At 33.7% G+C, this 13,537-nt stretch carries 12 protein-coding genes; 3 read left to right on the top strand and 9 right to left on the bottom strand.

Annotated features, from left to right (window positions below; translation table 11 throughout):
• Window positions 1–32 precede the first annotated feature (32 nt).
• The gene (locus tag ACTU6T_RS02720) at window positions 33–1,541 is read left to right on the top strand and encodes a serine hydrolase (RefSeq protein ID WP_460219730.1); all 1,509 of its coding nucleotides are present in this window, start codon (window positions 33–35) and stop codon (window positions 1,539–1,541) included.
• On the top strand, window positions 1,541–2,224 hold the full coding sequence (locus tag ACTU6T_RS02715; RefSeq protein ID WP_460219729.1) for a peptidoglycan DD-metalloendopeptidase family protein: 684 nt from the start codon (window positions 1,541–1,543) through the stop codon (window positions 2,222–2,224). Before ACTU6T_RS02720 ends, ACTU6T_RS02715 begins: the two co-directional genes overlap by 1 nt.
• A 3-nt stretch (window positions 2,225–2,227) precedes the next feature.
• Here ACTU6T_RS02715 and ACTU6T_RS02710 read toward each other — a convergent pair whose 3' ends face one another.
• The 9 genes from ACTU6T_RS02710 to ACTU6T_RS02670 all read right to left on the bottom strand — a co-directional run bounded on the left by ACTU6T_RS02710 (window position 2,228) and on the right by ACTU6T_RS02670 (window position 12,638).
• On the bottom strand, window positions 2,228–3,190 hold the full coding sequence (locus ACTU6T_RS02710) for an SMP-30/gluconolactonase/LRE family protein (protein WP_460219728.1): 963 nt from the start codon (window positions 3,188–3,190) through the stop codon (window positions 2,228–2,230).
• 45 nt (window positions 3,191–3,235) lie between these two features.
• Entirely contained in the window at window positions 3,236–4,042 is an 807-nt protein-coding gene (locus ACTU6T_RS02705) for a M23 family metallopeptidase (RefSeq protein WP_460219727.1), read from the bottom strand.
• 4 nt (window positions 4,043–4,046) lie between these two features.
• Window positions 4,047–7,406, bottom strand: a complete 3,360-nt coding sequence (gene secA, locus ACTU6T_RS02700; RefSeq protein ID WP_460219726.1) for a preprotein translocase subunit SecA — start codon at window positions 7,404–7,406, stop codon at window positions 4,047–4,049.
• Window positions 7,407–7,575: 169 nt separating this feature from the next.
• Window positions 7,576–7,797 carry a DUF2795 domain-containing protein gene (locus tag ACTU6T_RS02695; RefSeq protein WP_010177336.1) on the bottom strand — a complete coding sequence of 74 codons (222 nt, stop codon included), beginning with the start codon at window positions 7,795–7,797 and terminating at the stop codon, window positions 7,576–7,578.
• Window positions 7,798–7,946: 149 nt separating this feature from the next.
• Window positions 7,947–8,522 (bottom strand): cob(I)yrinic acid a,c-diamide adenosyltransferase, encoded by a 576-nt coding sequence (locus ACTU6T_RS02690; protein WP_460219725.1) that lies wholly within the window; start codon window positions 8,520–8,522, stop codon window positions 7,947–7,949.
• 323 nt (window positions 8,523–8,845) lie between these two features.
• A complete protein-coding gene (locus ACTU6T_RS02685; RefSeq protein ID WP_460219724.1) occupies window positions 8,846–9,244 on the bottom strand; it encodes a hypothetical protein in 399 nt (132 codons plus the stop codon).
• Window positions 9,245–9,246: 2 nt separating this feature from the next.
• The gene (locus ACTU6T_RS02680; RefSeq protein WP_460219723.1) at window positions 9,247–9,930 is read right to left on the bottom strand and encodes an ABC transporter ATP-binding protein; all 684 of its coding nucleotides are present in this window, start codon (window positions 9,928–9,930) and stop codon (window positions 9,247–9,249) included.
• A gap of 66 nt (window positions 9,931–9,996) precedes the next feature.
• Complete coding sequence (locus ACTU6T_RS02675; protein ID WP_460219722.1) at window positions 9,997–10,767, bottom strand: O-methyltransferase; 771 nt, start codon at window positions 10,765–10,767, stop codon at window positions 9,997–9,999.
• A 2-nt stretch (window positions 10,768–10,769) separates the two neighbouring features.
• Window positions 10,770–12,638, bottom strand: a complete 1,869-nt coding sequence (locus ACTU6T_RS02670; protein WP_460219721.1) for an ABC-F family ATP-binding cassette domain-containing protein — start codon at window positions 12,636–12,638, stop codon at window positions 10,770–10,772.
• A gap of 103 nt (window positions 12,639–12,741) precedes the next feature.
• Between ACTU6T_RS02670 and ACTU6T_RS02665 the strand changes: the two genes are divergently transcribed.
• Window positions 12,742–13,536 (top strand): polysaccharide biosynthesis/export family protein, encoded by a 795-nt coding sequence (locus ACTU6T_RS02665; protein WP_460219720.1) that lies wholly within the window; start codon window positions 12,742–12,744, stop codon window positions 13,534–13,536.
• Window position 13,537 lies beyond the last annotated feature (1 nt).

Here is a 13,537-nt window from a genome sequence, read left to right as displayed (position 1 = left end):
TATGATATAGAAATACATTAATCATCATAATTATGACTTCATTAAAACAACTTACATTAGTATGTCTCATTTCGGCATGCTTTTTTTCTTGTAAAAAAGAAACGAATACTGCAATTCAAGAAGAAACCAATAGCGAGTATGTTCAATTCGTTAAAGACATGAAAGTTAAAGGCATAGCTACAGGTAACATTCTTGTGTATGAAGATGGTGAGGTCGTTTTTAAAAGTTCAAACGGACTACGTTCTATAAACCCAATTGATTCTTTAGACATAAATTCACAGTTTCGTTTAGCTTCGGTGAGTAAACAGTTTACGGGAATGGCTATTATGAAATTAAAAGAAGCTGGAAAATTAGATTATGATCAAAATGTCAATACCATTTTAACAGACTTTCCTTATGATAATATCACAGTGCGACATTTATTACACCACACTTCTGGATTAGCAGACTATGAACGTTTTATGTATAATAATTTTATACCCGAAGACTCTACAAAGACTTATATTTTAGGAAATGATGAGATCTTAAAACTAATGAATGCTGCAAATCTTGACTTAGATTTTCCTACTGGCGAAAAATGGGCCTATAGCAATACAGGTTATATGGTACTTGCTTCGATAGTTGAAAAGATATCTGGGCAGCATTTTAGTGAATTTCTGAAAGCAACTATTTTTGACCCTATAGGAATGACTAAGACCAGACTTTATGCTTATCAAGTAGAAGAAGATACTAACATGCCAAATCGTGTTTTTGGACACCGTTTGTCATTGAATCAAAAGGATTATTTAGCAGATGATTATCATAATTTAAACGGTGTTAGAGGTGATGGAGGAATCTATTCTACCTTAGATGATTTATTCAAATGGAATATGGCATTAGCAAATCATACTATTATATCAAAAACGTATTTGGATGAGGCATGGACCTCTGGCAAAACAAATGATGGAGAAAACACTGGCTATGGTTTTGGCTGGTTTTTAGATTATAATCCAGGTGAGCCTATAATTGTAAACCATTCTGGAGGTTGGGTTGGGTTTGCCACATTTTTACAAAATGAAGTTGATGCTAAAAGTGGTTACATTGTTCTAACTAATGATTCGGGCGAGAATTATAGACCAATTATTAATAATATTGAGAATATAAGAGCTGGAAAATCTTATGCATTACCAAAGAAAAGTGTTTATAAGGAAATGGCTAGACGTATTTTTGATACCAATGTTGAAGATGCAATAGGTTTTTATCACAAAGTGAAAACAGATACCATAGCTTACAATGTAAGTGAAGGTGATATTAACTGGTTGGGGTATGCTTTATTAAATGAAAATAAAGTTGATGACGCATTAGCTGTATTTAAATTAAATACCGATGCATATCCAAAATCGGCAAACACTTATGATAGTTATGGTGATGCTTTATTGGTTAATGGAGATTCACTTCAAGCATTAGAGAATTTTAAAAAATGCTTTAAAATGAATGCGGAATTAACTTATGCTAAAGATAAAGCTGAAGCGCTTGAGATGGCTCTAAATACTCAGGAGTAATGTCTAAAGCACTTTTTGATGCCTTAAAAGGAGTAGCGCCTTTTCATGTGCTAGATGCTTCCATTCTTGTTTCAGATTATATTTCTTTGGATTTATCCAACTCCAATAACGAATTGAAAACTGTAGATGTATTCTCTTCTGAAAAGCTAGGGCAATACATAAATTTGTATATTAATAAGCACAAAGCCAAAGTTGGTTTTGGTGGCTATCTTGAAACTCGAAATATTTATAATCGTAGTGATTATTTTAATGATAATAGCCTCGAAACAAAACGTAATATACATTTAGGATTAGATTTATGGATTTCTGCTGAAACTCCAATCTATGCACCTTTAGATGGTGTAGTCCACAGTTTTAAAAACAATATCAATTTTGGAGATTATGGTCCAACTATCATTTTGAAACATAGTATTGAAGGAATTGAGTTTTATACATTGTATGGACATCTTAGTTTAGTTTCAATTAAAAACTTAAAAGTAGGGCAAGGGTTCAAAAAAGGTGACCAAATTGCAACTTTAGGTGATGCTAAAGTTAATGGAGATTATCCACCACATTTGCACTTTCAGATCATTAAAGATATGCAAGGTTTTATTGGAGATTATCCTGGCGTGTGCTCAAAACGAGATTTGCAATTCTACAAAGATAACTGTCCTGATCCTAATGTGTTATTACATCTGAAATAGCAATTATTCGTTTTTAAAAAAATCGCTGTTCACACCTTTTACATCCACTTTAACTTTAAATAGAGAGCCAGCTAAAGGATATTGTTCTTGTTCTTCATCGTTCATGTCGATACTCGAAGTGGTAATATATAATTCATCTAGGTTTTGACCACCAAATGCGCAAGATGTAACATTATGTGCTGGAACATTTACTTTAGATATGAGTTTACCAGTTTTAGGATTAAATTGAAGTACAGCGTCGCCATTCCACATAGCAACCCATAGGTTGTCATTTTTATCGATAGTCATACCATCTGGAAACCCTAAAGATTCATCAATGAATACGGCTACTCTCTCATTTGAGATTGTACCGGTTGCATCTTCATAATCATAAGCTTTAATTTCTTTTGTAGGCGTATCGATGTAGTACATGGTTTTTTTGTCTTTAGTCCAAACGATACCATTAGAAATTGTAACACTATCTTTTTTTAGGAACGCTTGTCCTTTTTCGTCCACCATATATAAATTGGCTTCATATTGTGCTTGGCTATATGCCATAGAACCCACCCATAAACGACCAGAAGGATCACATTTACCATCATTAAAACGATTACCTGTAAGATCACGTTCGATATCACTGTGCAGTTCTATTTTACCATCCTTGGTATTCATAATATAGATACCATCGGCTAAGGCAATAATAGCTTGGTTAGCTTCAGATGATGGAACAACAGTGCCAATACTTGATGGAGTGTTTATATTTCTGTTGGTTTTGGTTTCAGGGTTATAGATGTGTAGCTTGTTATCTAAAATATCTATCCAATACAATTCCTGGGTTTCATGGTTCCAAAAGGCACCTTCACCAAGTATTGCTTTTGTAGAATACTCCAATGTAGCTGTATAAGTTTTAATAGATTGAGTTGTTTTTATTTTGGGCTTACAAACTAAGAAGAGTCCACAAATAATAAGATAATACAATGCTTTCATGTTGTGAAGCTAATGAAATTTTGAATATCTAAGTAAAGTTACTGCTTAGTTTTTGGGTTTTTTTGCCCAACGTCCAGATTTTTTTCCAATCTGGCCATTTTCTTTGAATTGAATAGGAATGGCCGATCTGAAGTTTCGAACAACAAAATGAAGGTGAGGTGTTGTAGAATAACCTGTATGTCCAGAAATCCCAATAGGTTGACCTTGTTTTACCATATCACCAACGTTTACTAATACACCATTCGTGTCTAAGTGTACGTAGAAGGCAATAGTACCATCATCGTGGTATATTAATATTTGGTTGGCTTTGTCTGTATATGATTCTCCGCCATGTTCTGTGAAATGATCAACGGTTCTAATGACGCGTCCGCTTCGCGCAGCAACAATTGTATCTCCAATAGGAATTTTAAAATCTATTGCATATCGGGATTTATCTGTATAATGAGATAATCGCCCATTATAGCCTTGAATGACTTTATATCGCTTACCGCTTTTGAATGGAAGTTCATATAAAACCTTTTTGATATCTTTTTGATTAAGTTGAGTTCCAAATGCGCCAGAAGTACTAAAATGATCACTTGCTTTAAAATCTTCATTTTCTGTACTATAAATTTTTGGAATCGAAATGATATCTTGTAGTGAATCCATAGGAGGACAAACTAAAGGTGCATCAGGAATTCTAATGTCTAAATCCGATAATTTCTCAATAGACAAGGTGATAGGTGCATGCGTTTTATTGTAAAAATTATAAGAAATAACACTATCGTTTACGTGTTTGGAATATCCATAATCTTGAGCATGCAAACTTACATGTAACAAAATGATCAATAAGAGCGCATGTCGTTTTAGCATAAATCTAATCTTCTATCAATACCCATTCGCCTTTAGCAATTAAAGGCTCAGCTTGCTTATACTTCACAGTTTTGTTTTCTCCACTCATCACGTGTTTAATTGTTACACGATCATTACGTCCAATTTTTGGTTTATCTCTAACAATGGTTTCAACAACTTGCTGTTGTTGCGCAGAAGCGCCAGCACCAGCCGCACGACTTTGAGCTGCACGCTCATCCATATTTGGTATTTCTTCTTTTTGAGTTTGTAACTTTTCTTGTTTACGAGCTTTAGCCTCTTGAATCGTATTTTGGGTTTCTGAAGGTAATTCTCCTTTAAATAAGAATGAAATCACATCTTTATTTACCTGATCAATCATTTCTTTGAACAATTCAAAGGCTTCAAATTTATAAATTAATAAGGGATCTTTTTGTTCATGAACCGCTAATTGTACAGACTGCTTTAATTCATCCATTTTACGTAAATGTGTTTTCCAGGCATCGTCAACAATAGCTAGGGTAATGTTCTTTTCAAAATCATTAATTAACTGAGTTCCTTTTGTTTCATAGGCCTTTTCTAGATCTGTAACAACTTGCAAATTCTTAACGCCATCTGTAAATGGAACCACAATACGCTTATATTTATCACGCTGATTTAAATATACATTTTCAATCACTGGAAATGCTAATTCAGCATTACGCTGCATTTTAGCTCTATAATGTTCAAAAGCCGCTTTATATATTTTTCCTGCTACATCTTGGATAGAAAGTTTGTTGAATTCAGCTTCAGAAATTGGTGAGCTCATTGAGAAGTATCTAATTAACTCAAACTCAAAATTCTTAAAGTCTTCAGCATTTTTATTGGTTTCAGCAATTCCTTCTGAGGTGTCATAAATCATATTGGCCAAGTCAACACGCAAGCGTTCTCCATGTAAAGCGTGACGACGACGTTTGTAGACCACTTCACGCTGAGCATTCATCACATCGTCATATTCTAGCAGTCGCTTACGAACTCCAAATTGATTTTCTTCAACTTTTTTCTGTGCACGTTCGATAGATTTTGAAATCATAGAATGCTGAATAACTTCACCTTCTTTTAACCCCATTTTGTCCATCATTTTGGCAATTCGCTCACTACCAAATAAACGCATTAGATTATCTTCTAATGATACATAAAATTGTGAACTTCCAGGATCACCTTGACGTCCTGCACGACCACGTAATTGTCTGTCTACACGACGTGAATCGTGACGTTCCGTACCAATAATAGCTAAACCACCTGCATCTTTTACTTCATCAGAAAGCTTAATGTCTGTACCACGACCTGCCATATTTGTTGCAATAGTCACTTGTCCGCTTCGTCCAGCTTCATCTACAATTTCTGCCTCCTTTTTATGCTGTTTTGCATTTAATACATTATGAGGTATTTTACGTATACTAAGCATTTTGCCAAGTAACTCTGAAATTTCAACAGATGTTGTTCCAATCAAAACTGGACGACCAGCTTGTGATAAATTTGTAACATCATCAATGACGGCATTATACTTTTCTCGCTTAGTTTTGTAAACTAAGTCCTGTTTGTCATCACGTGCAATAGGTTTATTAGTTGGGATTTCTACCACATCTAATTTATAAATCTCCCAAAATTCTCCAGCCTCAGTAACTGCTGTACCAGTCATACCAGAAAGTTTACGATACATTCTGAAATAGTTTTGAAGCGTTACGGTAGCAAAGGTTTGAGTTGCATCTTCAATTTTTACATTTTCTTTAGCTTCAATGGCTTGATGTAAACCGTCACTATAACGACGTCCATCCATGATACGACCCGTTTGTTCATCGACAATCATTACTTTATTGTCCATAACAACATATTGAATATCTTTTTCAAATAATGCGTATGCTTTAAGTAATTGATTTAGGGTGTGTATGCGTTCTGATTTTACACCAAATTCTCTAAATAATTCCTCTTTTTCAGCAGCTTCTTCTTCTTTAGAAAGGCCTTTTGCTTCAATTTTAGAGATTTCCATACCAATTTCTGGCATGACAAAGAAATCTGGATTGTCTTTACCTGATAAGTATTCAACACCTTTATCAGTTAACTCAACTTGATTATTTTTTTCTTCGATAACATAATAGAGTTCCGCATCAACTTTCGGCATTTCTCTATTATTATCTTGCATATAAAAATTTTCTGTTTTCTGAAGCAATGTTTTAATACCTTCTTCACTCAAGAATTTTATTAATGCTTTATTTTTTGGAATACCTCGATAAGCTCTTAATAATAAGAATCCACCTTCTTTAGTATCACCTTCGGCAATTAGTTTTTTGGCTTCGGCTAAAACGCCCACTAATTCTTTTCTTTGAATACTTACAATATCATCCACTTTGGGTTTGAGTTCTATAAACTCATGACGATCACCTTGAGGAATTGGTCCAGAAATAATTAATGGTGTTCGTGCATCATCAACTAATACTGAATCTACCTCATCAACTATGGCAAAATGGTGCGGACGTTGCACTAGGTCATCTGGCGAATGTGCCATATTATCTCTTAAGTAATCAAAACCAAACTCATTATTGGTTCCATACGTAATGTCTGCTCGATAAGCTTTGCGACGTGCTTCAGAGTTTGGCGTGTGGTAATCAATACAATCAACGCTTAAACCATGAAACTCAAAAATAGGAGCCATCCATGCGCTATCACGTTTTGCTAAATAATCATTTACAGTAACTAAGTGAACTCCTTTTCCAGCTAATGCATTTAAATACACAGGAAGTGTTGCAACCAAGGTTTTACCTTCACCAGTTTGCATCTCAGCTATTTTTCCTTGATGCATTGCTGCACCACCAATAAGTTGCACATCATAGTGAATCATATCCCAAGTAATGGCTTTACCTGCTGCATCCCAAGAATTTGCCCATACGGCTTTGTCATCTTGTAATGTGATATAGTCTTTATCGCCAGAGATTAAGCGGTCAAACTCATTAGCTTGAACTGTAATTTCAGTGTTGTGAACAAAACGTTTTGCAGTTTCTTTTACAACTGCAAAGGCTTCAGGCATGATGTTGTTTAGAACACCTTCAGTTACTTCATAGATATCGTCTTTAATCTTATCTATTTCGAGGTAGATGTCTTCTCTTTTATCAATATCATCTGTAGCTTCTGCGTCGTTTAATAGTTGATCAATTTTTGACTGTAATGGTTTACGAGCGTCAGCTATTTTTTCTTTGAATTCAATTGTTTTTGCACGTAATTGATCATGCGATAATTGTTCAAGAGCACCTTCAAAAGATTTTACTTTCTCTACGATTGGTGTTAATGCTTTGACATCTTGTTTTGATTTGTCTCCTACAAATACTTTAAGTACTGAATTTAAAAAACTCATGGTGTTTATTTATATTATTAGAAACGTTGTAAATAACGTTTTATATCTCATGTATTAATGAACATCAAAGATATGATTTGTGTTATGTTTTTTCGAAAAAAAAGGCACAAAAAAAGTCTCGTTTAGAGACTTTTTAACTTTTCTTATATCTAAAGTAAAAGATATTACTTTAATACTCGTCCTCGTTCCAGAGGTAATCTTCATCAGTTGGATAATCTGACCAGATTTCTTCGATAGAATCGTAAGAGTCGCCTTCGTCTTCAATCGCTTGTAGATTTTCAACAACTTCCAGAGGAGCTCCTGTTCTAATAGCGTAATCTATTAATTCATCTTTTGTTGCTGGCCAAGGTGCATCACTTAAATACGATGCTAGTTCTAATGTCCAATACATTTCTTATGGTATTTATTTTTTTGCAAAAATAAAATTATAGTTCAGAAAGTCAAGAAAAAATCGAATTAATTAAATAATAATTTAAAAGAACTTATATTTTCAATCATTTAAGCCTGTAGAACTCATAATTTATTCTGCAAAGTGGTATTCTAGGATTCTTTCTTTGGAATCCATTTTACTTCTTCGGCTTGCAAATCATAAGACAACTTTCGTGCCAACACAAATAGATAGTCAGAAAGTCGGTTTAAGTACTTTAAACTTTCGGGTTGAAAAGGTTCTAAGTCGTTAAGAGCGCTGGCTAAACGTTCAGCTCTACGGCACACACAACGTGCAATGTGACAGAATGACACAGTTTGATGACCTCCAGGTAAAACAAAGTGTGTCATGGGTGGAAGTGATGTATTCATAGCATCCATTTCTTGTTCTAACAATGAAATATCATCTTCGGAAATTTTAGGAATATTAAGACGTTGCTTTCCATTTTTAAGTGTTGCCTTTTCAGGATCGGTAGCCAAAATAGCACCTACCGTAAATAGCTTATCTTGAATGTCTATTAGAACATCTTTATAGTGATTGTTAATGTTTTGATCTCTAATAAGTCCTAAATGTGAATTGAGTTCGTCTACAGTACCATAGCTATCAATCCGAATATGATGTTTTGGAACGCGAGTGCCACCAAAAAGTGCCGTTGTTCCTTTGTCTCCTGTTTTTGTGTAAATCTTCATATACGCAAGTTAAGAGTTAGATATGAAAAGTTAAAAGTTAATTTTAATTTTATTATCTACGAAATCCACCTTTGTCAAACATAGAACGTTTTCTTGTTCTCTCACGATGACGTTGTTGTCTCTTACTTATAATTTTAATAAACGTAAAAAGTGCGATTAGAATGGCAATGAGATAAAGCATGAAATTTTATTTAAATCGACGTTTGTTTTTCTTTTTTTCGTAAGAGTTTTTATAATTAGTACGATTGCTTCGGAAGCCATTTCCAACAAAAACAATAATAAGAATAATACCAATAATGTATAAGAGCATAACATCTTTTTAATTAGTAGTTTATATATGCATCATATAAGATAGAGAATCTTTGACTAATACTTTTGAATTCTATAGACCAGCCATTATTATCTGCCAAAATTTTGAATCCTCCTGAATGCGAAAATTCTTCCTTTAAAAAATCTAGTCTCAAGGCATCACGATCTATAATTCCTGCTTTATATTTTGCAATTTCTTTGTCAAATGCTTCAAAATCATCAAACTCAACATTAGAAAAATCTGAAGATGGATCAACCAGATCTAATATCTCATCTAAGAGTTTAAACAACTCATTTTCAAGTTGCGAAAGATTTAAATCATTATAGAACGATGATTTTAGTTGTTTCTTATTTTGAATAGCTACAAATATAAAACCAATGGTCATTGCTATGAGTAGCCAAGGCAACTTCATTTTTAATTTCGGGTATCACTTTCTATAATACCATCGCGAAGTCTAATGACACGTTTTGCATGAGCAGCAATATCTTCTTCGTGTGTAACCATAATAACTGTATTTCCTGCTTTATGAATCTCATCAAAAAGATTCATAATCTCATAACCCGTTTTAGAATCTAGGTTACCAGTAGGCTCATCGGCCAAAATGATAGAAGGTTTGTTGACAAGGGCACGACCAACAGCAACACGTTGACGTTGACCACCAGACAGTTGATTTGGTTTGTGGTCCATTCGGTCGGCAAGACCAACGTCAGTAAGAACTTCTTCGGCACGTTTTTTACGTTCGGCTTTTGAAGCTCCAGCATATACCATAGGTAATGCAACATTATCTAAAGCAGTAGTTCTCGGTAGAAGGTTGAATGTTTGAAAGACGAATCCAATTTCAGTATTTCTAATATCAGCCAACTCATCATCACTCATTTGGCTTACATCTTTTCCGTTAAGGACGTAACGTCCTGCAGTAGGAGTATCTAAACAACCAAGAAGGTTCATGAGTGTTGATTTTCCTGAACCTGATGGCCCCATTATGGCTACGTAATCACCAAGTTTAATATCTAAATCGATACCTTTTAAGACATGAACTGTTTCTTGTCCTAGCTGAAAATCACGAATGATATCTCTAATTTCAATGACGTTACTCATACCGAAAGTTTGCTTTTGATTGTGTTATTGCAATATACTTAATATGACGCAAAATATAGATTGATGTTACAATCTAATTGTGAAATTTTCTTTTGCTTGTTCTTTTCTGAAGAATACAAATCCCCAAAAAAATGTATCAATAGTTACGGTAACTTTAGAGTGCGATTTAATATACTTCCAGGTATCGAGCATATCTTTAGACCAATGTATATCATCAAAAATAAAGACTGTATCGTTGTGAATATGGTTAACTAAGATGTTAAAGTAGTTGAGCGTTGCTGTTTTGTTATGATTTCCGTCAAAAAAAATAAGATCATAATTATTGCCTTTTAACGTCTTAAGGATACTCTCAAACTCACCAGTTTTTATAGTAATATTTTCTATATTGAATTTTAAAAATTGCTGTCTAGCTACTTCAGAAATTTTTGGACAACCTTCTATTGAGAGTATCTTGTTGTTTTTATTTCCAAGCGCCATTGCGTGAGTTGCAATGCCAAGTGAAGTTCCTAATTCTAGAGTTAGTTTTGGCTCTAAGTATTTGACAAGACGAAACAATAATTGGGCTCTTTTTTTTGAAGAACCTGAAATTTTAGCAATGGAAGAAATAGATCTTTTGTTAGATTTAAATACTTGAGACCCGGAGCCTAAGTCTGTTACAACAATGGTTTCTTTCTTACTCAAAAGGGATGATCTATAATTTTCCAATACAGAGTAGGTGTCATGATTGGTGTTGTCATAAAAACACTTAGTAACCAGATTATATACAAAAGGCGAGTGCACACCATGTTGATTGGTAGATTTAAGCAAAAACTTTATGTATTCAATACTTTGAAACATAATTAGGATTCAAATTTTTCTGCCAATTCAAACCATCTCATTTCTTTAGTTTCTATATCGTCAATAATATCTTGTAATTGTTTTGAGAGCTGATTGATATTGTCTTGCGTTAATGTTGTATCATTGAATTTAGCTTCTAGCGCTTTTTTATCCAACTCTAAGGCTCGAATTTTGCTTTCTAAATTTTTATATTCTTTTTGTTCGTTATAGGATAGTTTGGTTGCTTTGTTCTTAGTGTCTTTGGTGTGAGTTTCAGATTTGTCAATTGTTTCTGTTTTGAGTTGAGATGATTGGAGTGATTCATAGTTGCGGTAATCAGAATAATTGCCAGGAAAATCCTGAACAGTACCTTCTCCTTTGAATACAAATAAATGGTCGACAATTTTATCCATAAAATAGCGATCATGTGACACTACCAGAAGACATCCAGGGAAGTCTAATAAAAATTCTTCAAGGATGTTTAAAGTTACTATATCGAGATCGTTTGTTGGTTCATCTAAAATCAAGAAATTTGGATTTTGAATGAGTACAGTACATAAGTATAAGCGTTTTTGTTCACCTCCGCTTAATTTTTCAACATAGTCATGTTGCTTTTTTCCATCGAAAAGAAAACGCTCTAGTAATTGTTTAGCGCTAATTTGTCTTCCTTTAGTTAAAGGAATAAATTCACCAAACTCTTTTATTACTTCTATGACTTTTTGTTGTGGTTTTATTTCAATTCCGCCTTGTGTATAGTATCCAAATTTGACTGTATCTCCAATGATGATTTTTCCCGAATCTGGTTTTAAACTATGAGTTAACATATTCAAGAATGTGGACTTCCCTGTACCGTTTTTGCCTATGATGCCAATTCGTTCACCTCTTTTAAATACATATTCAAAGTTTTTAAGGATAATTTTGTCTTTAAACGCCTTTGATACGTTGTGAAACTCAACTATTTTACTCCCTAATCGCTCCATGTTAATCTCAAGTTGAATTTTGTGGTCCTTCCGACGTTGATGCGCACGTTTTTTAATGTCAGCAAAGTCATCAATACGAGATTTTGACTTTGTTGTTCGCGCTTTAGGTTGACGACGCATCCATTCTAGCTCTTTTTTGAAGAGCTGCTTAGCTTTTCCTGTTTCTACTTGTTCTTGGGTGATTCTAGCTTCTTTGTTTTCTAAATAGTAAGAATAATTGCCTTTGTAGGTGTAAAGTTTTCCGTGGTCTAATTCAATAATTTCATTACAAACACGTTCTAAAAAATAACGATCGTGAGTGACCATAAATAAAGTGAATTGAGCTTTAGCAAAATAAAGCTCTAACCACTCAATCATTTCTAAATCAAGATGGTTAGTTGGTTCATCAAGTACCAGTAAATCAGGATTACTAATTAGTGCCTGAGCTAAGGCCAAACGTTTTATTTGTCCACCAGACATTGTACTGATTTTTTGATTAAAATTATCAAGTTTAAGTTGAGATAAGATTTGTTTAAATTGTAATTCAAATTCCCAAGCATTATGAATATCCATTTGTTCAAAGGCTTTTTGATAAGCTTCAGTGTTTTCTGGATTTTGTAGCGCCTTTTCGTAATTTTCAATAATTTTTAACTGAGGAGAATCGCTGCTAAAAATCGTATCATTGATAGTACTGTTTGCATCAAACTGAGGCGATTGAGATAAAAAGGATATCCGAAGGCCGTTTCGTTTAACAATTTGCCCAGAATCTGGAGTGTCTGCTCCAGATAAGATATTCAAAATTGAGGTTTTGCCGCTACCGTTTTTTGCGACAAAAGCAATCTTATCATCTTTATGAACACTAAATGAGAGATTAGAGAAGAGTTCTAATTCACCATAAGATTTTGATATATTTTCAACAGTTAGATAGTTCAAACTAATTTTTTTACAAAGAAAGTGATATTACTCAAAAAAACGATGAATAGTTTTTATATTAATAGTGATAAGCTATATTTGTGAAGCAACAAGTAACTTAACAATGAATAGACTATTAGTGCTTGCAGGATTGTTACTGTGTATTGTATCTACATCCTGTATACCTCATAAAGATACTATCTATCTTCAAAATAAAAATACAGCAATGGATTCTACTCAGGTTATGGTTGAGCAACAAAAGCCATATCGAGTTCAAATCAATGATATTTTAAATATTAGAATTAAAGTTTTAGATCAACAAAATGTTACTATTTTTAATCCTGTTGGAGAAGGTAATTTGGCTGCGTCGAGTGCTGAGCGAGCGTATTTTGATGGGTTTACAGTAGATTTACATGGAAACATTAGAATTCCTACACTAGGTAAAATAAATGTGCTTGGATTTACCGCAGAAGAAATAGAGAATTCTATTAAAGAAAAGCTCTTAGAAGATCAATTTAAAGAAACCGCAAATATTTTTGTTACCGTTAAATTATCTGGATTGCGATTTACTGCTAATGGCGAAGTTGGGAGGCCTGGAAATGTTACACTTTTTCAAGATAGAGTGAATATATTTGAAGCCATTGCTAATGTAGGAGAAATACCAGTAACTGGTAATAAGAAGGAAGTGCAAATCATAAGGCAGTATCCACAAGGCCAACAAATTCACACCATAGATTTAACAGATGTTAATGTTATGAAATCACCGTTTTATTACATTCAACCAAATGATATCATTTATGTAAAACCATTAAAACAGAAGTCATTAGGAACAGGAAGAACAGCTGTAGAGACCCTAGGTACAATTGCGACTGTATTGTCTCTTATTACAACAACATTAGTATTGCTTACAAGAGGATAGA

The sequence above is a fragment of the Psychroserpens citreus genome, assembly GCF_055686305.1.
Note: the sequence above shows the minus strand (reverse complement) of the source record. Positions and strands in the feature narration are given on the sequence as shown.

Coding starts and splice junctions, on each gene's coding strand:
- ACTU6T_RS02720 (WP_460219730.1), top strand. CDS start 33: ATGACTTCATTAAAACAACTTACATTAGTATGTCTCATTTCGGCATGC.
- ACTU6T_RS02715 (WP_460219729.1), top strand. CDS start 1,541: ATGTCTAAAGCACTTTTTGATGCCTTAAAAGGAGTAGCGCCTTTTCAT.
- ACTU6T_RS02710 (WP_460219728.1), bottom strand. CDS start 3,190: ATGAAAGCATTGTATTATCTTATTATTTGTGGACTCTTCTTAGTTTGT.
- ACTU6T_RS02705 (WP_460219727.1), bottom strand. CDS start 4,042: ATGCTAAAACGACATGCGCTCTTATTGATCATTTTGTTACATGTAAGT.
- secA (WP_460219726.1), bottom strand. CDS start 7,406: ATGAGTTTTTTAAATTCAGTACTTAAAGTATTTGTAGGAGACAAATCA.
- ACTU6T_RS02695 (WP_010177336.1), bottom strand. CDS start 7,797: ATGTATTGGACATTAGAACTAGCATCGTATTTAAGTGATGCACCTTGG.
- ACTU6T_RS02690 (WP_460219725.1), bottom strand. CDS start 8,522: ATGAAGATTTACACAAAAACAGGAGACAAAGGAACAACGGCACTTTTT.
- ACTU6T_RS02685 (WP_460219724.1), bottom strand. CDS start 9,244: ATGAAGTTGCCTTGGCTACTCATAGCAATGACCATTGGTTTTATATTT.
- ACTU6T_RS02680 (WP_460219723.1), bottom strand. CDS start 9,930: ATGAGTAACGTCATTGAAATTAGAGATATCATTCGTGATTTTCAGCTA.
- ACTU6T_RS02675 (WP_460219722.1), bottom strand. CDS start 10,767: ATGTTTCAAAGTATTGAATACATAAAGTTTTTGCTTAAATCTACCAAT.
- ACTU6T_RS02665 (WP_460219720.1), top strand. CDS start 12,742: ATGAATAGACTATTAGTGCTTGCAGGATTGTTACTGTGTATTGTATCT.